This is a genomic window from Sphingobacterium sp. GW821-FHT03E03, assembly GCF_059420745.1.
The window spans coordinates 67,436-92,414 of the sequence record NZ_JBWKUH010000017.1 but is presented as its reverse complement, the minus strand read 5'-3'; the positions used below and the strand labels follow the sequence as shown (position 1 = coordinate 92,414).

Below are 24,979 nucleotides of genomic sequence, written 5' to 3'. Positions count from 1 at the left end.
AGGGACAGTTTCTCGATGGGATAAATAATAGAGCTGCTTATTTATATTAAATCAAAATAATCACTTATTTTACTTGGATTGATTATAAATAATATTTATTTTTGAACAGTTTAAAAGAGAAGGGTAATAGAAATGTCAGAATTGATTTGTCCATTAGCGCATGTTGAAGAGGTGTTTTCCACTGCAGCTGGTAAAGTTTACCAATGTAGTCGTAAAAATTGCTTCTGGTTGGAGTATAATAATGAAACTACATCTTTTTCGGTGTCGGACTTTTTGAAATTCAAGAAACGTATGGATTCAATCGATGTAGAGCGTATGATTAATGATACCACACGTTCTTCTGATTTTGAAATTGTTATGCCTTTCCGTACAGAAAGATGTTTCATTCTTGCTGTAGAGGATGTGCTTCAACTTCGTGAACTACTGGATGGAGCCAAATTTATGATGGAATTAAATTCCGTTGTCAGAACCTGTCTACAGGTCTCTCCATTTGCTGTCTTAGTATAAGGAAGAATACTTTATATAAAAATATCAGAAAAGCGGTGTATGTCCAATTAGGGTATACACCGCTTTTTCTATTGAGCTAAATACTTATTTAAATTAAAATTAAATAAGTGTACTGTGTCTCTCAATTATCTTTATTGTGATTCGGTATTTATTACACCTAAATACCTTCCTATTATTTAAATTTATGGGCAATTGAAAGTATCAATAAATGGTATTTGTAATTGTATTGATTCTAAACAAGTTGTGGTTTGTTTGTCTAATTTAGACTGAATTTGTATTGCATATTATTTATACAGATTTTCGAAATCCGATGTATCTTTGTATTGTAATCAGATGATAAGTTATATCACTTGATATTGTTTTAGAAATTAAACTTAAGGTAAATATGAAAGATTTATTGAAATTAAAATCTTCTTTGAAAGAAGAGATCGAAAATATACTAAATGCACAAATTAAAGTTGAAGCACATTCTTCAGCGTTATATTTGGCAATGTCTTCATGGTGTGATGATCAAGGATTGGAAAATGCGGCTGATTTTTTTGCAAAACAGTCCAATGAAGAGCGCGAGCACATGTTGAAACTTTTCAACTACATTAATAATCGTGGTGGTCGTGCAATCTCTCCGGAGATTACGGGTATTCCACAAGATTTCGAATCATTCCGTGGTGTATTTGAGCAGACATTGGAGCAAGAGATGTTTGTAACAGAGCAATTTAATAACATTGCTGACAAATGTGCAAAAGCTAAGGATTACGTGACGTTCAACTTTGTACAATGGTTCTTGGAAGAGCAAGTAGAGGAAGAATTTGTTGCAAGACGTATCCTTGAATTATTTGATGTAATTGGTGAAGATGGTACTGGCCGTTGGGAAATTGACAAACACCTTGTTAAGGTAGCCTTTGCTGGTGAGTAACAAATTATAAGAATTTTAGTAGTAATAACGAGTTGTTTTCCTGACAACTCGTTTTTTTTTATACAAAATCACAACTTTTTACGTTAATAGCTTAAGAATTTCTTATATTGAATTGTATTATTGCAAAGTCTGTTTGATGAAACTAAGGGGCGGGAATATCATCCGGTTTATACTTTTGTTAACTATTATAAGCTTGTTTTTTCTGCCAACGAATACGTTTGGTCAGGCGACAAAAAAAGAGGTTTATGGAATTGTTATAGATACTGCGGGCAATCCTCTCAAAGGTGTTAGTGTGCATTTGACGAGTTCTCGAGATACACTGTTTTCGTCAACATCAGCGATGGGATATTTTCACTTCGGACGTGTTTTAGGAAACGATATTCGGATAAGCTGTACGCAAATAGGTTTGAGCATTCTCGAACGTAGTTATCCGCTTTACAATAGTAGTACGGCCAAACTGGATGTAGGGAAATTGACAATGTTTCCGCATGTTTCCTTATTAAAGGAGATTGTTATTCTCAAATATAAGCCTATTGTCTATAAACAAGATACTGTACAATTTAATTTAGACGCTTTTCAATTCGACAGACGTGCACTTTTGGAGGAGGCGCTTAAAGCCTTACCAAATGTGCAAGTATCTAGAGATGGATCTGTCTACGCCTTCGGAAAACCCATCTCTTCTGTAAAAGTTGATGGTAAGCGATTTTTTGGCGGGGATGTCCTGACTGCTACACGAAATCTCCCCGCGGATTTTGTGAAAAGTGTACAGGTTATTGATTTTTATGGAGATGAAGCGACGGCCAAAGGGATCAAAAGCACCGAATCTGAAAAGATATTGAATATTGTACTTCGAGAGGATAAGAAAAAAATCACTTTTGGACAGGCAACATTGGGTGGAGGTTCCGCCGACCGCTACCTTGGAAGTATTGGTGTAAATAGATTTGATAATGGAAAGGAATATTCTATTGTATCCTCTGTCAATAATACCAATACCAATCTCTTTTCTTTTGGCTCTCCAAATGGAGGTGAGCGGGAACGTGAAATGGGGGAGTTGGCAGATTTCGCTGATCCTACAGATGGTGTCAATAAAATAAGTTCTATCGGGGCTAGTTTTTCCAGCCCACTTTCAAAGACTGTCAATGCCAGTGGAAAATATTCTTTTACACAGCGCAACAATTCTACCATAGGAAATTCTTTTTTGCAGTCCATCTATGGGGCTGGAAAAGGAGTGAATACCTCGATCAGTAATTATGAGGATTATAAGATAAAGTCCGTTGATCGGACACATAAAATGGATTGGGATTTTGATATGAAGCTGTCAGCAAAAGACCAATTAAAGATTTCGCCAAAGCTCTCCTGGACGAATTCGACCAGTCGAACATCAAAGGATCGACGGATCAAGAACAACAGGTTGAGCAGTACGGGTCATTATGAGGCTGCTAACAGTACCGAAAGTCCTGCCGCAGCTCTTGATCTGTTCTATACGCGGAGTTTCGACAAACCGGGCAGGAAAATATTATATACTTTTCATTCAGATTTTAATGCGTTGGATAAGGACGAAGTACTGCGCGATGAGAACGAAGGGATAGACAGTACTAGTACTCTGCCTAAGATAACAACATCCTCTCTAAATCAAATGATCCGAACGGATAACGAGAGCAAAAATTTTCAGAGCCGTTTGTCTCTTGTCGAACCGGTAGATCTCGGTGGGGTGTTAGAACTCAACTATGATCTTGATTACACAAAAATAGATGCCAGCCGTTCAACTTTTGATAATACAAATTCCGATAAAGAACCTTTATTAATCGATTCACTCAGCCTAAAATATAATTATTCTTTCGCGAGTAATAAGGTTGGGATGATTTATCGGCAGGATGTTGGGAAAAATGTGAAATTAAATTTTGGCTTTGCTGTTCAGGCTTCAGAATTGAAAGGAGCCCTAACAGGTCAAAATAATCCAGCCTCCTATCCAAATGTAAATTTTGTACCCTCAGCCGGATTAAAGTGGAAGTTTACCAAAGAGGAAGATTTATCCATAGATTACTATGGACGTAATAATCAACCTAACTTCTATCAGATACAACCCGTGGTGGATAATACAAATACACAAAATATTGTTATTGGAAACGAGAAATTAAAATCAGAATTTGCAAATACAATTGTTTCAAAGTACCGTAAATCAATGACGGGAAAAGGACAGTATTTTGAGGCAAGTTTTGCTTATAACCTGGTAAATGATAAAATTGTTGCAGATCGTACCATTGAGCCTAACTCTACAATACAAAAAACAACCTATCGGAATACGGATGGGTATTTTGATATTAAAAGCTATTACCTTTTTACAGCTTCTTTATTCTCGGATAATTTGCAGATGAGTCTTAATGGAAATGGGGATTACTATAACAATATCTCTTTCATTAATGATAAGAAGAGTTTTGGTGGGCATATTTTAATTACTCAGGCCATTCAATTTCGTTATGCTTGGAATGATATTTTTGAGGCCGAATTAAATGGTAATTATTCGTTGAATCGGGCGACTTTTGATTGGCCGGTCAGGGACAATATTACTGCACATTCTGGAATTGTTGGGCTTGGTTCCAAGGCTTATTTGGGGAAGCATTTCACGATGGGGCTGGAGCTATCCCAAAAGTTTAATGCAGGATATTCAAGTTCCTGGAGTAATATTAGTCCAACGATCATCAATGCATATATGGAATATACTTTTGGACGAAATAATCTGGGTATGTTGCGGTTTCAGGGCTTCGATTTAATGAATCAGAATACTGGAATATCCCGTGCTGTTGTTGGAAATGATATTTTGGATGTTCAAAATAATCGTTTGGCCCGTTATTTTATGCTCTCACTGAATATTCGTTTACAAAAATACCCCAAGAAATCCTGATATGCATCCAGGCGTAAGATGACATTGTTATTCTGACTGGATGTGAGATATTAAAAACATAATAAATAGTTATTTACAGATGAAAGCAGTTGTGATAAGCAGGCCAGGTGATCCTGAGGTATTAACGGTTGAGGAGCTGGAGCGACCACAGATCGGAGATATGGATGTATTGATCGCAGTCAGGGCCGCTGGTGTGAATAGGCCAGATGTTTTCCAGCGAAAGGGAAATTATCCAGCCCCTCCAGGTGTTGATCCACGTATCCCGGGGCTCGAAGTGGCAGGTGTTATTGTGGAGAAAGGCTCTTTGGTCGATAGCTGGAATATTGGTGACTCGGTGTGTGCGCTGGTTGCAGGAGGGGGGTATGCTAGTTACGTTTCTGTTTACCAGGGGCATTGCCTACCTATTCCAGCCAATCTAAGTTTTGAGGAAGCGGCAGCACTCCCTGAGACAGTATTCACCGTGTGGGACAATGTCTTTCGCAGGGGAAAACTACAATCTGGAGAACACTTCCTGGTGCATGGTGGAGCAGGCGGAATCGGTAGTACAGCTATTCAATTAGGTGCACTATTCGGTGCGGAAGTTTATACAACTGTTAGTTCGGAGGAGAAAGGTCTTTTTTGCCAATCTCTAGGTGCATCAAAAGTAATAAACTATAGGACCCAAGACTTCCAAGAAGTGCTAGCCGACTTGGGAGTTGATGTGATTTTAGACAGTATAGGTGGTGCCTATTTCGAAAAAAACATCAATCTCTTGAACCCCGATGGCCGTCTAGTCTATATCAATGCAATGCAAGGGGCTAAAGCGGAAATCAACTTGCTCAAATTGATGCAAAAAAGAATTCTACTTACCGGAAGTACCTTACGAGCAAGAGATCATCAATTTAAAGAAACATTACGTAATGAGATCTGGGCTGAGGTATGGCCAAAGATTATTTCTGGTGATTTTAAACCCAGACTGTTTCGTGTTTTGCCTTATCATGAAGCTGCAAAGGCACATCAATTCATGGAGGATTCGAATTTGTTGGGAAAAATCGTATTAAGTTTTTGATTTCTGATAGTTAAGCGGGGTCGTACCCGTGATATTCTTGAAATATTTATGAAAGCTTGAGAAGTTTTGAAATCCAGATTCGAAACAGATTTGCTTAATCGTTTGCTTATTTTCAAGTAATAAATTACAAGCCGTCTTTACACGCATTTCAATTAGAAACTGAAAAAGTGTCTTACCTATCTGCGATTTAAAATAACGACAAAATGAATTGGGCGTCATTCCTGTCAATGAGGCAAGCTCATGTAGACGGATCTGATCGCGATAATTTTCGCCGATGTAGTGCATGGCTATCCGCATGCGGTCAGCATCCTGATCCTGAGATTGAATCGTAAAGCCAGTGCTGGTTAATAGGTCATGCTGCTCTTCTGTTGCGATGGATGTGAGGATCTGCAATAGGTGGATGATTCTTGTTGTGTCAGCGTTGTCTAGTATTGCATCAATATGTGCTATTGTCTCAGCCTTATTTGATTTAGAAAGTGCTATTCCTCGTTTCGAAATCCGTATCAACTCTTTGATGTTTTTGTTTTCAGGCAGGTTCGTGAATTCATTCCCCCAGAAATTTTCTTTAAAATGCAGTACACGTATATCTGCTGCTTGTGGATTATCTTCCCTTAGGTAGATTTCATCAAACAGCCAATAATGAGGGAGATTGGAGCCTACTAGTGTAATATCTCCGGATTCAAAACGGCGAACGCTGTCTCCAATAAACTGTGTGCCAGAGCCCTCTGCAAAATAGATTAATTCAAGTTCTTCGTGATAATGCCAAATGTTGTGGTATTGTGGTGTATTATCTCTTCTTGCGTTGAATGAATGGGTGAGATTGTTGTTTAAATGGAGTAATTGTGCTTTCATAACTATGAAATATATGCATTAAAGTTACATATTCTTGTTTAGATATGGTAATATAGCTTAATAAATTGATAATATACTTGAATATTGTCTAGGTTTTTTAGGCTTATTTTACATAAATAACTACTTATAACCATTTGAATATATGACTAACAAAAAGAGTTACACATTTGCCTTGATTTTGGTGACCTCCTTGTTCTTCTTTTGGGGATTTATCCATAACCTTGATCCGATCTTGATTCCACACTTGAGGAATGCCTTTAGTTTATCGCATTTCCAGGCTTCTTTGGTCGATTCAGCGGTATTTATTGCCTATTTTGTGATGGCAATCCCTGCGGGAATTATTATGAAACGTTATGGCTACAAGGCCGGTATTCTGATCGGATTGTTATTTTTCGCGCTAGGTTGTTTTTTATTTGTTCCTGCAGCAAATACCATAAGTTATGCTTTCTTTTTGGGGGCCTTGTTTGTGGTCGCATGTGGTTTGACTATCTTGGAAACAGCGGCTAACCCGTATGTCGCTATTTTAGGTGATCCTGCAACATCTGCTCAACGGCTGAATTTTGCGCAGTCATTCAATGGTCTTGCAGCATTCTTGGCACCGATATTCGGTGGGAAATTTATCTTGTCGCATGAACCGAAATCGCAAGAAGAACTTGCGCAGATGGCTGAACAGGCCAAACTGGCTTACATCCAGTCGGAAACAGCTTCAGTAAAGATGCCTTACCTTGTTTTAGGCGTATTGATCCTGTTGATTGCAGCTTTGTTCTTCTTTACCAAATTGCCTGATATCAAGGATGATGAGGAAGAGGGTAAAGCAGGTTTCTTTCATGCCTTGAGACATAAAAATGTAAGATGGGCGGTCATTGCTCAGTTTTTTTATGTTGGTGCTCAGGTCTGTATCTTAAGCTTTTTGGTTCTATACGCGACAGAAGTAGCGGGGATATCAGGGAAAGATGGTGCGGACTATGCAGGTTTTGCAGGATTAGCATTTATGTTAGGTCGATTTATTGGAACCTTCTTTATGCGTTTTGTTTCAGCATCCAAACTGTTGATCATATATTCATTTGTTACGATTGCATTATCACTGTTCGTTATTTTTGGAACAGGGGTACAAACATTATATGCCTTGATTGGAATCGCATTTTTTATGTCCATTATGTTTCCGACCATCTTTGCTTTTGGAGTACAAGGTATTGGTGCAGATACTAAATCAGCTTCGAGTCTGATTGTCATGTCTATTGTTGGCGGAGCGTTATTGCCACCACTTTTGGGCTTAATATCGGATACAACAGGCCATTTTCAATATGGTTATTTTGTGCCTTTAGTATGTTTTGTCGTGGTATTGGCTTTTGCCTTTCAGAATAGGAACGTGAGCATCGCCGAAACAGAAAATCTTAAATCACATTAATAGATAGTAATGAAAAAGTATGTCATGGCATTGGATCTTGTCAATGATCCACAATTGATCAAAGAATATGAGGATTATCACCGTGCAGTGTGGCCAGAGATCAAGCGATCGATTTTGGATGCCGGGGTAACGAAAATGGAGATCTATCGTTTTGAGAATAGATTGTTTATGAATATGGAAGTTGGTGAGGATTTTTCATTTGAGCGAAAATCTGCTATGGATGCTGCCAATGAAAAAGTTCAGGAATGGGAGCAGTTGATGTGGAAATATCAGGCCGCTATCCCGGGATCCAAACCAGGTGAAAAGTGGGTAATGATGAATAAAATATTTGAATTAGTATAAGTTATGGCCATACAACGTTATTTACAAATCCATCCAATGGATAATGTCCTGGTTGCATTGCAGGACCTGGCTGAAGGAACAGCAATTGTTTTCGAAGGTAAAGAGTTTACATTGAAGCAAGCCGTTGCGGCCAAGCATAAGTTTACGATTCAGCCGATGGAGCAAGATGCCGAAATATTGATGTATGGTGTTTTGGTTGGGAAGTTGAATGGTGATTTAGAAGCAGGTGAGTTGATCACAACAGAAAATCTACGTCATGCATCCGAAGATTTTAGAATGGGTGATCGCAAGACCACTTGGACCAAACCAGATATCGCTGCTTTCAAAGAGAAAACGTTCAATGGATTTCACCGCTCGAACGGTACGGTAGGAACTGCCAATTATTGGTTGGTTATTCCATTAGTATTTTGTGAAAACAGAAATGTATTGACGCTAAAAGCTGCTTTCGAAGAGAAATTGGGTTATAAGGTCAAAGCTAACAATTACAACTCCGAAGTGGAAGACTTGATCGGCTTGTATAAATCCGGTGCGGATGTAAACCAAATTCTGGGACAAGATTTATTGGCTAATTCGACATCAAATGAACAAGAACGTTTGTTTAAAAATGTGGACGGCATTAAGTTTTTGAACCACGAAATGGGGTGCGGTGGTACCCGTATGGACTCTGATGCCCTATGCGGTTTGTTGGCGGGATATATTACACATCCAAACGTGGCAGGTGCGACTGTATTGAGTTTAGGCTGCCAACATGCACAGGCGTCCATTTTGAAGGCTGAAATAGAGAAAAGGAATCCTGGCTTTGACCGTCCTTTATACATCTTTGAGCAACAAAAAGAAGGAACTGAAAAAGAATTGATGCAAAAGGCAATCAAAGCAACCTTCGCTGGAATGATGCAAGCGGATAAAAATGAGCGCAAGCCAGCTACTTTAGATAAACTATGTATCGGTTTGGAGTGCGGTGGTTCAGATGGCTTCTCAGGTATTTCGGCCAATCCGGCACTTGGTTTTGTTTCGGATATTCTGGTGACTTTGGGCGGTTCTGTTATTTTAGCTGAATTTCCGGAATTGTGTGGTGTGGAGCAGGAGCTTAGTGATCGCTGTGTCGATGAACCTACTGCCGAGAAATTTATGAATTTAATGCGGACCTACAATGCTAAAGCAGAAGCGGATGGTTCGGGTTTCTATATGAACCCATCTCCGGGCAATATCCGTGATGGTCTAATCACAGATGCGATCAAATCAGCAGGAGCAGCTAAAAAAGGAGGTACCTCGCCAGTCGCAGCTGTGATTGATTATCCAGAATTGGCTAACGGGGCAGGGCTCAACTTACTATGTACACCTGGTAATGACGTGGAGAGTACCACAGCAGAGGTTGCTGCGGGTGCTAATATTGTCTTATTTACGACAGGATTGGGTACGCCTACGGGAAATCCGATTACGCCAGTTGTAAAGCTATCGACAAATACAAAGACTTTTGAAAAAATGCCTGATATCATAGATCTTAACTGTGGTACCATTATCGAAGGTACAGAGACTATTGAAAAGGCAGCACATCGTATACTTGATTATGTAATTGAAGTTGCTTCAGGTGAGGTCAAGCCTAAAGCAGTCTTGTTGGGACAGGATGATTTTATTCCTTGGCGAAGGGGCGTTTCTTTGTAAATAACCAAAAATCAAACATAATGAAATTAAAACATGTCATCTGCAGTTTGGCCTTGCTCATAGGATCACTATCCTATAGTTATAGCCAACAACAGTACCAGCCAAGTCCTGAAAATTTAAAAAATAGGGAATGGTTCGAACAATCTCGATTCGGGGTCTTTATCCATTGGGGTGTCTATAGTGTGTTGGGCGATGGTGAGTGGGTCATGAATAATCAGAACATCAGCTTGGATGAGTATGCACTGTTGCCTAAATTTTTTAATCCCATTTCTTTTGATGCAAAAGAGTGGGCTAAATTATTTAAACAGGCCGGTGCAAAATATATTACATTCACGACAAGGCACCACGATGGTTTCGCCATGTGGAATAGCCAAACTTCGGATTATAACATCGTGAAAAAATCACCATTCAAGCGTGATATCGTAAAAGAGTTGGTAGCAGCATGTCATGCAGAAGGAATAAAAGTCATGTTTTATTACTCGCTTTTGGATTGGAACCGTAACGATTATCTACCTGCTGGTAAAACAGGAGGTGGCATCGCTGGGCGTGATTCTACAAAAGGTGATTGGAATCGTTATGTCCAATTTATGAAAAGTCAGTTGACTGAGCTTCTTACAAGTTATGGTCAAGTTGATGGGATTTGGTTTGATGGTCATTGGAACAAACCTAAAGAAGATTGGCATTTTAAAGAAATCTATGAGTTGATACATAAGTTGCAGCCACAATGTTTGGTGGGTAATAATCATCATTTAGCGCCTTTTGAAGGAGAAGACTTTCAGATGTTTGAACGTGATCTGCCAGGGGAAAACACGACAGGATTTGGAACAAGTGCACATGATGTAGGCAAATTGCCTAAAGAGGTCTGTGGTACCATCGCTGGATCTTGGGGCTTTGAATTAAAAGATAGAACACGTAAATCGTTTAGAGAGGTATTGACTTACTTGGTTAAAGCTGCGGGACATGGTTCAAACTTGTTACTCAATGTAGGACCGATGCCGAATGGCGAGATTCAGGACTATCAACAAGATCGCTTAAAAGATCTTGGTAAGTGGCTAGCTGTTTATGGCGAGACTATCTATGGAACTGAAGCTGGGGGAATAGCACCTACGGATGATTATGCGTTAACGCGAAAAGGAAATCAGGTGTACTTGCATATCCTTAAACCTGAAAAGAAGGAATTGTATATTGCCAAGCTTCCTTATCAGGTGAAGAAAGTAAAGACATTTATCGGAAATAAGGATATTAAATTTAGTAATAAAGATAATAGTTTACGATTGGATTTGCCGGCATCGACTGATGAGGCAGATCTAGTTTTAACACTAACAATTAAATAACAATGGGAAAATTAGAACAAAAAGTAGCTGTTATTACAGGCGGTGGTAGTGGGATTGGTCGTGCTATCAGTGTGCAATTTGCTACAGAAGGAGCGAAAGTCCATATTCTGGATTTAAATGAGGAAGGTGGGAATGCTGTAGTAGCGGAAATTTTGGCTCTAGGTGGGCAGGCTGTGTTCAATCGTTGTAACGTAACCGATCAACAGGAAATTATCGACATAGCTCAAAATATCGGGAAAATTGATATTTTAGTGAATAATGCTGGCATTGCTCACGTTGGTAATTTGGAAAATTGTAAATCCGAAGACTTCGAACGCGTTTTTAATGTGAATGTGAAAGGGGCCTATAATGCGTTGTATGCTATTGTGCCAATCATGAAAGCGCAAGGCTCTGGAGCTATTCTTAATCTCGCTTCGATTGCGGCGTGGGTAGGAATTACGGATCGTTTTGCCTATTCCATGAGTAAAGGTGCGATCTATGCAATGTCTTTGTCAGTAGCACGTGATTACATGGCTTATGGTATCCGTTGCAACAGTATCTCGCCAGCGCGTGTACATACCCCTTTTGTAGATGGTTTTATTGCGAAGAACTATCCTGGTAAAGAGGCTGAAATGTTTGAAAAACTGTCTGCCAGCCAGCCAATAGGTCGTATGGCACAACCCGAAGAAATTGCTAAGCTGGCACTTTTTCTTTGTAGTGATGACGCAGGGTTTATCACAGGTAATGACTATCCTATCGATGGTGGTTTTATTAAATTGAATAACTAAATATTAGATTTGAGACATTAGATTCTCATATCTACTATCTCATATCTCAAATATAAAAAAATATGAAATTAATACGTTTTGGAGCCTTTGGCAAAGAGAAGATTGGAGTTCAGGTCGACGGAGTAAACTACGATGTAAGTGCATTTGGTGGTGATTACAATGAACAATTTTTTGCAGAAGATGGTTTGGCTCGTTTGGAAGAATTTGTCAAGGCTAATGCAGGTAAACTGATTGAAATTCCACAAGACGAGCGTATCGGAGCACCTTTTGCCCGTCCATCTAAAATAGTTTGTATCGGACTGAATTATATGGATCATGCCAAGGAAACAAATGCACCGATTCCTGCTGAACCTATTATTTTTATGAAGTCCACCACTTCATTAATAGGACCATACGATAATGTGATGATTCCTAAAGATTCTGTAAAGACGGATTGGGAAGTGGAGTTTTGTATTGTAATTGGTAAAAAAGCCTCTTATGTAGAAGAAAATGAGGCTTTGGATTATGTTGCGGGTTATGTACTTCACAATGACGTATCTGAACGTGAGTATCAATTGGAACGAGGTGGCACCTGGGATAAAGGAAAAGGCTGTGATACATTTGCACCGATGGGACCATTTATGGCTACCAAAGAAGAGATCAAGGATATTAATAATGTACGTATCTGGTTGAAAGTTAATGGTAAAACCTATCAGGATGGAAATACCAAAGATTTAATTTTTTCAATCGCACATGTTGTTTCCTATGTTTCTAGATTTATGACCCTATTACCTGGAGATGTGATTTCAACAGGAACTCCTGCTGGTGTAGGCCTTGGATTTAATCCTCCTATTTACTTGAACCCTGGTGATGTGATTGAATTGGGTGCAGATGGACTTGGCGAATCGCGTCAGACTGTGGTTGCTTATTCAAAGAATTAATTTATTTCCTATTTTAGGTTTTATTATGCGTATAGATACCCATCAGCATTTTTGGCAATTCGATCCTGTGAGAGACAGTTGGATTACAGACGAGATGCTCGTTATTAAACGGGATTTCACGCCATTGGATATTCAGTTTGTATTGGAACGAAATGGATTTGTAGGTAGTGTAGCGGTTCAGGCTGATCAATCTGACGCGGAAACGAATTATTTGGTTCAGCTGTCCAAAAGTCACCCCTTTATCAAAGGTGTGGTTGGCTGGATTGATCTCCAGGCCGAAGATATTGAACAGCAGTTGATAAGTTATAAAGAACTACCGGTGATCAAAGGCTTCCGCCACATTGTTGAGGGAGAGTTGGACCCAGATTTTCTGATTCGACCAGCTGTGTTGAATGGGTTAAAAGCATTGGCCGCGTTTGGCTATACCTACGATTTATTGATTCGTCCGCGTCATTATGAGGCTACATTGCAATGTGTACAGCAAAATCCAAATCTTCAATTTGTGCTGGATCATATTGCTAAACCTCCGATTAAATCAAGGGAGTTTGATGAGTGGGCCGCGTTTATCGATAAACTTGCTGCGTTTTCAAATGTGGTCTGTAAAGTGTCCGGGCTGGCTACAGAGGCTGATTGGTCCAGATGGAAATTGGATGATTTCAAACAGTATCTAGACCATATTTTCCTACGTTTTGGAAAAGAAAGGATTATGTTTGGATCTGACTGGCCTGTATGCCTGTTAGCGGCCTCCTATGAGGAAAGTATCGCTATTGTTGAGGATAAGTTGGGTGACTTTACAGAAAAGGAAAAAAATGCGTTTTGGGCTGAGAATGCTATACGTATATATAATCTATAAAACTATATAATCCAAAAAAACAATCAGTATGCACGAAAGGGAAAGTATGCATACTGATTGTTTCAATGGCAGATAAATCGAGTCTAATCAGCTCGTTGCTGTTGGGATAAGCTTTAATCAATAACCAGTGAAACGAGTTCGTTGATGCAGAAAACAGACACTCATCAATGAAACATACAATTCAATAAAATTATTATGGATCTTCATTTAAAAGATAAAGTTGTTATTGTTACAGGTGGTGCAAAAGGGATAGGGCGTGCTGTTGTGCATGCTTTGGCCAAGGAGCAGGCTATTCCTGTTATTGTGGGACGTAAGCAGGCCGACAATGAAAAAGTAAGGGAAGAAGTGAAACAGTTCGGTATTGATGCTTTGTGTATTGAGGCTGAATTGTCCAAACCTGAAGATTGTGAAAAAGCGGTACAAAAGACACTGGAGGCTTATGGCCGCATAGATGGCCTGGTGAATAATGCGGGACAGAATGATGGGGTGGGTTTGGCATCTGGTGATTATAAGAAATTTGTTGCCTCATTACATAAAAATCTGATCCATTATTATTTAATGGCGCATCATGCATTGGATGCATTGAAAGCATCTAAAGGAAGTATTGTCAATATATCTTCCAAAACAGGAGAAACCGGACAGGGCAATACATCAGCCTATGCCGCTTCCAATGGTGGACGAAATGCATTGACACGCGAATGGGCTGTAGAATTGTTGCCTTATTCAATCCGTGTAAACGCTATTGTTGTTGCTGAATGTGCTACCCCACAATACGATACCTGGATCCAGACTTTACCAAATCCGGAGGAAATATTGAAAAAGATTACCGATCGTATCCCATTGGAAAATCGCATGACTACGTCGGAGGAAATTGCAGATACAACCGTATTCTTGCTATCTGACAAGTCAAGTCATACGACGGGTCAATTGATCCATGTTGATGGCGGTTATGTACATTTGGACCGCTCCATTATTGCGGAATAGTATCCCGTAAAAATAAGAAACTGAAGCATCGTGTTTAGCCATGTTCCATTGAGCTATACGCGATAAGAAAATAGGGCAGTGCCTGTTAAAGTCGGAAGAACTACTCTTCTGACTTTTTTATTTTTATACCCGCTGATAATAGGTGTAATGCCCAAAACCGTGAAAACATACAAATAAGGCTGGTTTTCTAGTTAATCTGCTGAGGATTTTGATGTTAATAAAAAAAATATAAATTTTATTTTGTTATTTAATCGATTAAGCTTATACTTGTGTAACTGATAATTATAAACTTAAGATAAACTGAGGGATCCTTTTGCTTTTTTTTTGCTTTTTTTGTTTAAACGATTAAGCTTAAAAAGATAAATAAATCCTACAGAACTGATTATATAAAATAAGTTCCAAATAAATATTACATGGATTATAAACCGTCCATATTTAAAATTTCAATTTTATTACACAATTGAATGTAATTTTTAAATAGGAAATATTCCATCTTACTGATGGAAAAAAGAGTGCAACACACTCATTTATACTGTTTAAAATATACAATCAATAAGATAATCAATTATAGTATATGAAAAGATTCATTTTTTTATGGTGTGTAGTCATGTTCGGTTACACATCTTTCGCTCAAAATTCAAATGGATTAGGTAATCTATCGAAATTATCGAATGCTAAAACAAGGTCAATCAGTCCTGAAAACTTTAGCGGTGGAAAAGGTAAAGGTGGAATGGCGGTCCCTAATGAAAAGGAGGGGGCTCGTAATCAGGCAAATGCTTCCAAAGCCGCCCGAGAGCTCGGTGTAGGATGGAAAGTTAATCCTTATGTCCATATTGGAGACGGGGAGACATTTACGCTGGCTGAAATAGATGGATCAGGAATCATTCAGCACATCTGGATGACACCGACAGGCAACTGGAGTCAATCCATTATTCGGTTTTATTGGGATGGGGAGACCGAACCTTCGGTTGAAGCACCTGTCGGAGCCTTTTTTGGAATGGGCTGGAATAAATACGCCCCTTTGAATTCACTTGCGATGACAGTCAATCCAGGTAGTGCATTTAACTCCTATTGGCAAATGCCTTTTCGAAAAAAATGCAAGATAACAATGGAGAATGTCAGCATTCACCCCATGGTACTCTATTATCAAGTCAATTATGCCGAGACTGAGGTTGGTAATGATGAAGCTTATTTCCATGCGCAATACCGAAGATCTCACCCTACAGAAGGTTCCTTACATACCATTCTGGATGGTGTAAAAGGGAAAGGACATTACGTTGGAACCTATTTAGCTGTGGGAGTCAACAACACGGGCTGGTGGGGTGAAGGTGAAGTCAAATTTTTCCTTGATGGCGATAAAGAGTTTGCTACGATCGTCACAACAGGCTTGGAAGACTACTTTTGTGGATCTTACAATTTTGAAAACAAAGAAACGCGTAGATATCAGGAGTTTACTACACCTTATGCTGGTCTACATCAAGTGATCCGCCCGGATGGTATATATGATTCACAGCAGCGATTTGGCATGTACCGTTGGCATATTCTGGATCCTGTACGTTTTGACGGTGATCTAAAGGTAACCGTTCAAGATCTGGGCTGGCGGTCCGAAGACCGATACCTACCGCAGAAGTCTGATATTATTTCGGTGGCTTACTGGTACCAGACAGAACCTCACGGCAAATTTAAACCACTTCCAGGAAAGAATGGGATAGAAATCAATTAAAGTTCGGGACCATGAAAACAAAACTATTCAAAGCTATGATGATATTCTCAGTATTGTTCTCAGCCTGTCAGGGTAATAATAAAGTACCAGGGCACCCGCAGAAAGCTGCGCCTAATTTCGCTCATGATCTCACTTTTCTGCAAAAATGGGATCAGCAACTGATTGTTCTTTCAGCTTCCGGAGGGGAGGCGAAGCTGATTGTTTCGCCCAAATACCAAGGGAAAGTGTTTACTTCTACCGCAGAAGGTCAGGAGGGGAAGAGTTTTGGCTGGATCAACTACAAAGCTTTTGATCAAGCTATTGATCCACATATGAATGCTTATGGTGGTGAAAATCGGCTATGGCTGGGGCCAGAAGGTGGGCCTTTTTCGTTGTTCTTTGCACCGAAAAAAGACATGGTTTTTGATCATTGGCGTACCCCAGCGGCAATTGACACCGAAAGTTGGTCTTTGGTTTCATCCTCCACGAAAAGTGTGCGACTCGCCAAGGATATGGAATTGCAAAACTATGCTGGAACACAGTTCAAAATAAATGTTAATCGCCAGGTGGAGATATTGGAACGTAAGGAGATCGAAGGTATGCTTTCCATTGTATTAGGGGATAAGGTGAAATCTGTTGGGTTTAAAACAACCAATAGCTTGCGAAATACAGGTGATTTTACTTGGGATAAAAAAACAGGAGCGCCCTGCATATGGAATTTGGATATGTTTACACCTACACCAGAAACCGTGATTTTAATTCCCTATAAAGAAGAAGCTGAAGGTAAAGTGGCCACAACAGACTACTTTGGTGAGATTCAATCTGATCGGATTGCAATGGAAAAAGGTGTTTTATACTTTAAAGCTGATGGTTTATCAAGGGGTAAACTCGGTATACCACCTCATCGCGCCAAACCTATAGCCGGAAGTTATGCTGTTGATGAAGGTGTACTTACGATCACCCTTTTTGACGTGGCTAATACAGCTACTTATCTAAACCAGGAATGGACGACAAAAAAAGATCCTTTCCTAGGTGATGCAATGAATGCTTATAACGATGGTCCGTTAGCGGACGGTACACAAATGGGGCCTTTTTATGAAATTGAAAGTGTTTCTCCAGCGGCTTTTATTCCACCTAATGAACAGATTGTGCACACACATAGTGTCTTCCATTTTACTGGAGACAAAACTGAGCTGAATACAATTGCTGAGAAGGTGTTGGGAACCTCCCTAGCCCGTGTTTCAACAATTTTTGGTCAACCTAAAAAGTAACAAATATGAAAACATATCCTAAAATTGGTATTCGCCCTATTATCGATGGTCGCCTGGGCGGTATACGCGAATCTTTGGAAGAAACAACAATGAATATGGCTAAAGCTGTCGTGGCATTGTTTAACACCGAATTGAAATATCCCGATGGAACACCAGTGGTCTGTGTTGTCGCGGATACCTGTATTGGTGGTGTAAAAGAAGCCGCAGACTGTGCCGATAAGTTTGAGCGTGAGAATGTCGGTGTATCGCTTTCTGTTACCCCCTGTTGGTGTTATGGTTCTGAAACGATGGATATGAATCCACTGTTACCCAAAGCAATTTGGGGTTTTAATGGCACCGAACGACCAGGAGCAGTATACTTGGCGGCAACCTTGGCCGCTCATAATCAAAAGGGCTTACCAGCCTTTGGGATCTATGGTAAGGATGTACAGGACATGGGCGACCAGCATATACCGGAGGATGTGTGTGTGAAGTTACTAGCCTTTGCGAGAGCAGGATTAGCTGTGGCAATCATGCGGGGCAAATCCTATTTGGCTATCGGCTCGGTTTCGATGGGAATAGCGGGGTCCATTGTAGACGCTGATTTTTTTCAAAGTTACCTTGGTATGCGTAATGAGTATGTGGATTCCTCAGAAATCTTACGCCGGATACAACAAAATATTTTTGATCCGGAGGAGTTTAAATTAGCATTGAAGTGGACGCGTGAACATTGTCAGGAGGGTGAAGACTTTAATCAACCAAAGAATGTCAAAAACCGCGAAGAGAAAGATCAGGATTGGGAGTTTGTTGTCAAGATGACGATGATTATGCGTGATCTCATGATCGGCAATCCAAGACTTGTCGATCAAGGCTTTGGAGAAGAAGCACAAGGCCACCATGCGCTCTTGGCTGGATTTCAGGGGCAACGGCAATGGACAGATTTCTTACCAGATGGTGATTTTTCCGAAGCACTATTGAATTCGTCATTTGATTGGAATGGCATACGTGCACCTTATTTGGTGGCTACTGAAAACGATGCTTTGAATGGAGTATCCATGCTGTTTAATTATCTATTGACCAATACTGCGCAGATCTTTGCTGATGTGCGGACTTATTGGAGTCCTAAGGCCGTGAAGCGCGTGTCTGGTTGGAAACCTGAGGGAAGGGCTGCGGATGGATTTCTGCACTTAATTAATTCCGGATCGGCGACCCTTGATGGTACGGGGAAACAGCGTCTTGGGGATAAGCCTGTGATGAAACCACATTGGGAAATTTCGGATAAAGAAGTGGATGCCTGTCTGAAGGCCACCACATTTTATCCCTCCAATCGAGATTATATGCGAGGCGGTGGTTTTTCGTCCAAGTTTGTCACTGAAGGGGGAATGCCTGTAACCATGTGCCGCCTCAATCTCATTAAGGGGGTAGGGCCAGTTTTGCAAATTGCTGAGGGATGGACAATCGATCTACCAGAAGATGTCCATCGTATATTGGATGAACGCACAGATAAAATCTGGCCAACCACCTGGTTTGTACCACGCTTGACCGGAGAAACTAATTTTTCTAGTGTATATGCCGTTATGGCCAATTGGGGTTCCAATCATGGCGCCATTAGCTATGGGCATATTGGTGCAGATCTGATTACGATGGCAGCCATGTTACGCATTCCTGTCAATATGCATAATGTAGCGCAGGAGGTAATCTTTCGACCATCGGCATGGGGAGCTTTTGGAATGGACAGTGAGGGCAGCGATTATAGAGCATGCCAGGTATATGGACCCCTGTATAAATAAGATTTAGGCTTCAATAAAATTTCTATTACCATGAACACGACATCCCCAAGAAAAAAGAAAAAATCCCTTTTTGTCAATGAGCAAGGAGTTAATTATCTTGTGCCGTTCATTTTTATTTGCAGCCTATTTCTCCTTTGGGGCTTTGCCCACGGTTTCTTAGATGTTCTGGATAAGCATTTTCAGGATCTTTTGCATGTCAGTAAAGCGCAATCCGGCTTTGTGCAGTTTTCCCTTTATATTGGATATTTGGCCATGGCCTTGCCTGCAGGATTATTCATTAAACGCTATGGGTATCAAAGAGGTATTATCCTTGGCCTAGCTATTTTTGCTATAGGTGCTTTTATGTTTTATCCTGCTGCGGCCTTGGGCGCTTTTATTCCTTTCCTAATCGCTTTGTTTGTGTTGGCCTGTGGACTTACTTTTTTAGAAACTGCTGCTAATCCCTATTCTACTGTATTGGGAGATAAGGCTGGAGCTGCCCGACGAATTAATATTTCTCAATCTTTCAACGGACTCGGGTGGATATTAGGACCACTTATCGGAGGGCTTTTCGTTTTTGGGATGGAGTCAACGGGTGAACATGATAAGTTTGATTCTTTAGTGACACCCTATATGATGATCGGTAGTATCGTGGTGGTGGTGCTGCTTATTTTTATGGTCATCAAGCTGCCCGAAGTCAAAGAAGACCCCGATACAGATGGGGAGGAAAACCCGCCATTGCGAAAGCTATTGCAATATCCAGCTTTTATATTGGCTGTTGCAGCGCAATTCTTATATGTCGCTGCACAGACCGGCACGAATTCATTTTTTATCAATTATGTCATAGATGCTGTTCATGATCTGCAAACGCCTATCAGCAATATCATGGTGCACTTAGGTTATTTTGGCGATTTTTTTATGCCCAAAAATAATGAACAGGCGGCCTCGATCCTGCTCGCTATCGGTGGGATGGGAGCCTTCTGGATCGGGCGTCTTACTGGTGCATATTTTATGCGGTTTGTGAGTCCACGTAAATTATTGATGTGGTACGCGATAGCGAATAGTGTGTTGGTTACGGTTGTCATTGCTGATATCGGATGGCTTTCGGTTTTCAGCCTATTCACGACATATTTTTTTATGTCCATCATGTTTCCGACCATCTTTGCACTAGGAATTCAAGATCTAGGTACATTGACGAAGAAGGCTTCTTCTTTCTTGGTGATGGCTGTTGCAGGGGGAGCCTTCTGTCCACCCATTATGGGATTGATTTCTGATCATTCTAAGATGGCTGTTGGTTTTTTTATACCATTACTATGTTATTTGTTTATTGCGTTTTACGGGTTTTGGATCAAGCGTAAACTTAAAACAGAACGTATCACTGTGGGTGTGTCCCATTAATAAGGAGAACAGGAATATGAGTAAGAATAAGTATGTTATTGGAGTGGATTTTGGGACGGATTCTGTCAGGGCTATGCTGATGGATACAATCACTGGAAAGATCCTTTCTTCATCGGTTTGTTTATATGAACGGTGGCATAAAGGTTTGTACTGTGATGCCGGCAGCAGTCAATTTCGTCAGCATCCATCGGATTATATAGAAGGGTTGACCTCAGCGGTTAAAACCTGTCTACAGACGGTGGATCCGGAAGTTAGACAAAGCATTGGCGCCTTATCTATGGCAATGACGGGATCGACACCCGTAGCTGTTGATGAACAGGGGACGGCCCTGGCTCTTCTTGATACTCTTAAGGAAAATCCCAATGCAATGTTTGTGCTTTGGAAGGATCATACAGCTATCCATGAAGCGGCAGAAATCAATGTGGTCGGAAAAAAAGATCACCGAGGTTACTTGCGATATGTCGGTGGAATCTATTCTTCGGAGTGGTACTGGGCAAAATTATTACATGTACTTCGTGTTGATCCAGCCGTTAGGGAAGCTTGTTATACCTGGGTAGAACACAGTGACTGGATGCCTTTTTTGTTGGTAGGTGGCAATGATGCAAATCAGATGAAGCGGAATGTATGTGCGGCAGGACATAAAGCACTTTGGTCACCCGCTTTTGGCGGTTTACCCGATACGGAGTTTTTTAATGAGATCGATCCGATGTTGGGTACCTATGCCGAACGATTTGGGGATAGCGTATATACGGCTACTGAATCCGCGGGATACCTTTGCGCAGCATGGGCTGAGCGACTGGGGCTTTCTACCGACGTGCAAATCGGTATCGGGTCCATCGATGCGCACGTAGGCGCTGTAGGAGGAGAAATAAAACCCTACTACATCAGCAAAGTTATAGGTACATCGACATGCGATATGATGGTCGTGCCCAAACCAGAGATGGAAGGCGTATTTGTGGAAGGTATATGTGGTCAGGTTGAAGACTCCATTATTCCGGGGATGGTGGGACTTGAAGCTGGACAGTCTGCCTTTGGCGATGTGTTTTCTTGGTTTAAGGATTTGCTTCTCTGGCCAGCAAAATTAAATTCTTCGGCCGATTTCAGTGCTGTTTATGAACATTTGGAAACAGAACTGTTAAAGGAACTCAATCGTACAGCTGCACAGTTACCATTGCATATCGATGATCCTTTTGCTTTAGACTGGTTTAATGGTCGACGGACACCGGATGCAGCGCCAACGCTGAAAGGTCTGATCGGTGGTCTCTCCTTAGGGACAACGGCACCTGCAATTTTTAGCGCTTTGGTTGAGGCAACTTGCTTTGGCTCACGGGCGATTATGGAGCGTATCGAAAGCGAAGGGGTAAGGGTGGAAGGGATCAATGCGATTGGCGGAATCGCTAGTAAATCTCCCTTCGCTATGCAGATGATGGCTGATATATTAAATCGACCGATACATATTGCAGCTACAGAACAGGTCTGCGCATTGGGAGCTTGTATGTTTGCAGCAGTGGTTAGCAACAGTTATGATACAATAGAAGAAGCGGCAGCCCGTATGGGAAAGGGAGATAAGGAAATTGTACAGCCTAGACCTGAATATAGGGCGCATTTTGATCATCGGTATGCACAGTATTTACGTTATGGTGCTGTTCAAAATAATCATGATAATAAAGTGCTGACTTAATGCTTTTAGGATGGAAACGATAATGCAAAAACAAGCCCATATGGGCGGGCTGCAGGGTGTTCTGGATCATGATACTTTTAATCTGGTCTATACAACCTATCAGGGGACTTTGTATAAAAAGTTTATGTTTCTGCTCAATTTTCAAGAGACAGCAGAGGATATTCTTCAAGATGTTTTTTTGAAGACCTGGCAATTGCGGGATACGATCAAGACCGAAAAATCATTGAAAAGCTATCTGTTTCAGATTGGCCGAAATTTAATTATGGATCACTATCGTAGGCAAAAAAGGGAGCAAGGTTTTACATTGACCTATCGTGATTTTATAAATGTGGTGGATCAAATTGATGAGGAATGTATATTCCATGAGGACAAATATTCTAAATTAGAAGGAATTATCAATAAATTACCCCCGCGAAGAAAGCAGGTGTTTGAACTGTGTAAATTTGAGCGAAGGAGTTATGAAGAAGTAAGCGAATTATTGCATATTTCACCATCAACAATAAGTGACCACATCGTTAAGGCTATGCAGTTTATTAAAGTGCATTGGAACTAATATGATAACGGTGTCCACACTATTTAGTATAAAAATATGAGCAAGAAGATCTCACTGAAGGATATAGCAGAAGCGGTAGGCGTTTCTACCGCATTAGTGTCTTATGTATTGAACGATAAAGACGAACAGACAAGGGTAAATAAAGACACGGCAAAACGTATACGGGAGATGGCAAAAGAGATGAACTACCAACCCAATCAGATTGCGAAAAGCTTAAAAAGCGGTAAGTCGCAGGCGATTGGATTATTGGTGGCTGATATTTCCAATCCTTTTTTTGGGAATCTCGCTCGTGCGATAGAGGATGAAGCTAAAAAACATGGTTATAGTGTGCTTTTTGGAAGTTCTGATGAGAATCTAGAAAACTCGCAGCGATTGATCGATACATTTATGAATCGGCAGATAGACGGTTTTATTATAGCACCTGCAGAGGGTACAGCTTCGCAACTGGAATATCTGAAGAAAGCCAATATTCCTTTCGTACTCATTGACCGTTATTTTAAGGATTTGGAAACAAGTTATGTGGTTGTTGATAATTTTAACGCAACTTATCAGGCTACCCAGCTGCTGCTGAACCAAGGGCATACTAAAGTTGCCTATGTCTGTTATAAAAACCAGCTGCAGCATACAGAGGATCGTTATAGCGGTTACCTGCAAGCGTTACTAGATCAGGGGAATACCGAGGACAGTAGCTTGGTATGTGAGGTGGAGTTTAATAATGCGACTTACTTTAGGGAGCAATTTATCGAGCTGTTGCAGCCGGATAGGGGTGTAGACGCTATTCTCTTTTCAACAAATACCCTATCTATTATGGGTTTAAAGATTATCAACGAACTGAATATTACTGTTCCAGATGATTTAGCAGTTTTTTGCTTTGATGAGAGTGAAGCCTATGATCTGTTTTATTGCCCAATAAGCTATGTCAAACAACCATTGTCCATGATCGGGAAAGAAGCAGTGAAGATATTGCTTGAACAATTACGTGGGAAAGTTTCCAGCGAACAGAAGGTTATGTTGGATGTGGAAATCGTTGCACGAAAGTCTTGTCAAAAATAAAAATGAAACGGCTATTACTCCCTTTACTAGTGTTGGTGGCAGACCTTTTATATGGTCAGGGAAGTTCCATGTCATGGCTGGAACTGGCACCACCGGATACGATGGGGGCTTGGGTACAACCTGTACAGGGAAAGCCGGCGATGCCAGTTTGGGGACATGTAAATGGTATAAGGATCGGATTAGATCCTTTGCCGGGACCAAGAGGACTGATCCGGATTTATACCCCTTATTTAAATTATGGGTTTCCGGAAGTCATGAATTTTATTGCCTTTGAGCCTATTCCCAAGGGAAAGGAGGCCCGTGGATTTTCCGAACTTGAAATGAGTAGTATCCATCCCGGAAAACGCGGAAAGCATTTTTGGAGTACAGACCATCCGACAGGGGTATCAGCCCTGGATGGAAGATATCCAGCACGGGGGATCGTTGCCCAAAACAATGGTGAGGAGACCCTCACAATATATCTATTTGCAGAACCCTTTGACAATGGTGCAAAAGTTTATGCTAGGCTTCGTTTTTTTGCATCCAGACCCTATGAATTTGAATTGGCGACCTATACCTATGAAGGATCTGAAGAACTGGATTATTTCATACTAACCGCGACAATGGGCAATAAATCTAGGCTAAGGACACTTTTCTTGCAAGATGGAAAAGAATCCTCGCTGGAGTTATGGTCCGATTACAAAGACATCCATTTTACGCCACATGCCTATTTTCCGCAACAACGTATGATCAGAGACAAAAAAGGGCATGTTTATTTTATTGCAGCTCCTGATGAAGCAGATTATCTCAAAACCGTTTATACAGCTGGGACTAATCAGCATTGGAAGTATCGGGGTAAACCGGCGACCCAATACTGGATAAAAAAGAATCCCAGCGAGCAGCTCAATGGACTGCTAACCGGAAGATTCACTTATTGGGCGAGTAAAGAACCCATACCCGGAGGCGTCTCCATTGAAAATTTTGAATTGAAGGAACCATTTAAGGCAGGAGATTCCTTTATTTTTGGGATTACGCCGCTTTCGGCCGAAGCATTCATCCAGCATATCAAACATTAACCAACGAAACAATAACCAACGAGAAA

General features: G+C 40.7%; 21 protein-coding genes. 20 read left to right on the top strand and 1 reads right to left on the bottom strand.

Translation table 11 applies throughout. The features are described 5' to 3' along the window. Positions 1-132 precede the first annotated feature (132 nt). From AC07UV_RS17770 to AC07UV_RS17755, 4 genes are all read left to right on the top strand, one after another. Complete coding sequence (locus AC07UV_RS17770; RefSeq protein ID WP_495184690.1) at positions 133-507, top strand: DUF6686 family protein; 375 nt, start codon at positions 133-135, stop codon at positions 505-507. A gap of 385 nt (positions 508-892) precedes the next feature. After that, on the top strand, positions 893-1,420 hold the full coding sequence (locus tag AC07UV_RS17765; protein ID WP_223583426.1) for a ferritin: 528 nt from the start codon (positions 893-895) through the stop codon (positions 1,418-1,420). Between the two features lie 136 nt (positions 1,421-1,556). Beyond that, complete coding sequence (locus AC07UV_RS17760) at positions 1,557-4,322, top strand: outer membrane beta-barrel protein (protein ID WP_495184689.1); 2,766 nt, start codon at positions 1,557-1,559, stop codon at positions 4,320-4,322. A 79-nt stretch (positions 4,323-4,401) separates the two neighbouring features. After that, positions 4,402-5,370 (top strand): NAD(P)H-quinone oxidoreductase, encoded by a 969-nt coding sequence (locus tag AC07UV_RS17755; protein WP_495184688.1) that lies wholly within the window; start codon positions 4,402-4,404, stop codon positions 5,368-5,370. Here AC07UV_RS17755 and AC07UV_RS17750 read toward each other — a convergent pair. Continuing rightward, positions 5,359-6,222: an AraC family transcriptional regulator gene (locus AC07UV_RS17750; RefSeq protein ID WP_282249844.1), complete on the bottom strand. Its 864-nt coding sequence runs from the start codon at positions 6,220-6,222 to the stop codon at positions 5,359-5,361. The genes AC07UV_RS17755 and AC07UV_RS17750 overlap by 12 nt on opposite strands. A gap of 142 nt (positions 6,223-6,364) precedes the next feature. On the opposite strand from AC07UV_RS17750, the gene fucP (AC07UV_RS17745) reads away from it, so the two are divergent. The 16 genes from fucP (AC07UV_RS17745) (at position 6,365) to AC07UV_RS17670 (ending at position 24,953) form a co-directional block, all read left to right on the top strand. Beyond that, on the top strand, positions 6,365-7,630 hold the full coding sequence (gene fucP, locus AC07UV_RS17745) for an L-fucose:H+ symporter permease (protein WP_282249842.1): 1,266 nt from the start codon (positions 6,365-6,367) through the stop codon (positions 7,628-7,630). A gap of 9 nt (positions 7,631-7,639) precedes the next feature. After that, a complete protein-coding gene (locus tag AC07UV_RS17740) occupies positions 7,640-7,972 on the top strand; it encodes an L-rhamnose mutarotase (protein ID WP_495184687.1) in 333 nt (110 codons plus the stop codon). A gap of 3 nt (positions 7,973-7,975) precedes the next feature. Further along, a complete protein-coding gene (locus AC07UV_RS17735; RefSeq protein ID WP_282249832.1) occupies positions 7,976-9,634 on the top strand; it encodes a UxaA family hydrolase in 1,659 nt (552 codons plus the stop codon). 20 nt (positions 9,635-9,654) lie between these two features. Further along, positions 9,655-10,968 (top strand): alpha-L-fucosidase, encoded by a 1,314-nt coding sequence (locus AC07UV_RS17730; protein WP_495184686.1) that lies wholly within the window; start codon positions 9,655-9,657, stop codon positions 10,966-10,968. Between the two features lie 2 nt (positions 10,969-10,970). Further along, on the top strand, positions 10,971-11,735 hold the full coding sequence (locus AC07UV_RS17725) for an SDR family NAD(P)-dependent oxidoreductase (protein WP_282249830.1): 765 nt from the start codon (positions 10,971-10,973) through the stop codon (positions 11,733-11,735). 62 nt (positions 11,736-11,797) lie between these two features. Beyond that, entirely contained in the window at positions 11,798-12,655 is an 858-nt protein-coding gene (locus AC07UV_RS17720; RefSeq protein WP_282249829.1) for a fumarylacetoacetate hydrolase family protein, read from the top strand. Then, complete coding sequence (locus tag AC07UV_RS17715) at positions 12,606-13,508, top strand: amidohydrolase family protein (RefSeq protein WP_495184685.1); 903 nt, start codon at positions 12,606-12,608, stop codon at positions 13,506-13,508. The genes AC07UV_RS17720 and AC07UV_RS17715 overlap by 50 nt, the downstream gene beginning before the upstream one ends. Positions 13,509-13,703: 195 nt before the next feature. Continuing rightward, positions 13,704-14,492 (top strand): L-fucose dehydrogenase, encoded by a 789-nt coding sequence (locus tag AC07UV_RS17710; protein ID WP_495184684.1) that lies wholly within the window; start codon positions 13,704-13,706, stop codon positions 14,490-14,492. 574 nt (positions 14,493-15,066) lie between these two features. Continuing rightward, on the top strand, positions 15,067-16,215 hold the full coding sequence (locus tag AC07UV_RS17705) for a glycoside hydrolase family 172 protein (RefSeq protein ID WP_495184683.1): 1,149 nt from the start codon (positions 15,067-15,069) through the stop codon (positions 16,213-16,215). Positions 16,216-16,226: 11 nt separating this feature from the next. Continuing rightward, on the top strand, positions 16,227-17,465 hold the full coding sequence (locus AC07UV_RS17700; RefSeq protein WP_495184682.1) for a DUF6786 family protein: 1,239 nt from the start codon (positions 16,227-16,229) through the stop codon (positions 17,463-17,465). A gap of 5 nt (positions 17,466-17,470) precedes the next feature. After that, positions 17,471-19,234 (top strand): L-fucose isomerase, encoded by a 1,764-nt coding sequence (locus AC07UV_RS17695; RefSeq protein WP_495184681.1) that lies wholly within the window; start codon positions 17,471-17,473, stop codon positions 19,232-19,234. Positions 19,235-19,264: 30 nt separating this feature from the next. Continuing rightward, positions 19,265-20,611, top strand: a complete 1,347-nt coding sequence (gene fucP / locus AC07UV_RS17690) for an L-fucose:H+ symporter permease (RefSeq protein ID WP_282249821.1) — start codon at positions 19,265-19,267, stop codon at positions 20,609-20,611. A gap of 16 nt (positions 20,612-20,627) precedes the next feature. Continuing rightward, entirely contained in the window at positions 20,628-22,292 is a 1,665-nt protein-coding gene (locus AC07UV_RS17685) for a ribulokinase (RefSeq protein ID WP_495184680.1), read from the top strand. A gap of 10 nt (positions 22,293-22,302) precedes the next feature. Then, positions 22,303-22,845: an RNA polymerase sigma factor gene (locus AC07UV_RS17680; RefSeq protein ID WP_495184679.1), complete on the top strand. Its 543-nt coding sequence runs from the start codon at positions 22,303-22,305 to the stop codon at positions 22,843-22,845. A gap of 36 nt (positions 22,846-22,881) precedes the next feature. Further along, positions 22,882-23,898: a LacI family DNA-binding transcriptional regulator gene (locus AC07UV_RS17675; RefSeq protein ID WP_495184678.1), complete on the top strand. Its 1,017-nt coding sequence runs from the start codon at positions 22,882-22,884 to the stop codon at positions 23,896-23,898. Between the two features lie 2 nt (positions 23,899-23,900). Then, positions 23,901-24,953, top strand: coding sequence for a hypothetical protein (locus AC07UV_RS17670; RefSeq protein ID WP_495184677.1), 1,053 nt, complete (start codon positions 23,901-23,903; stop codon positions 24,951-24,953). Positions 24,954-24,979 lie beyond the last annotated feature (26 nt).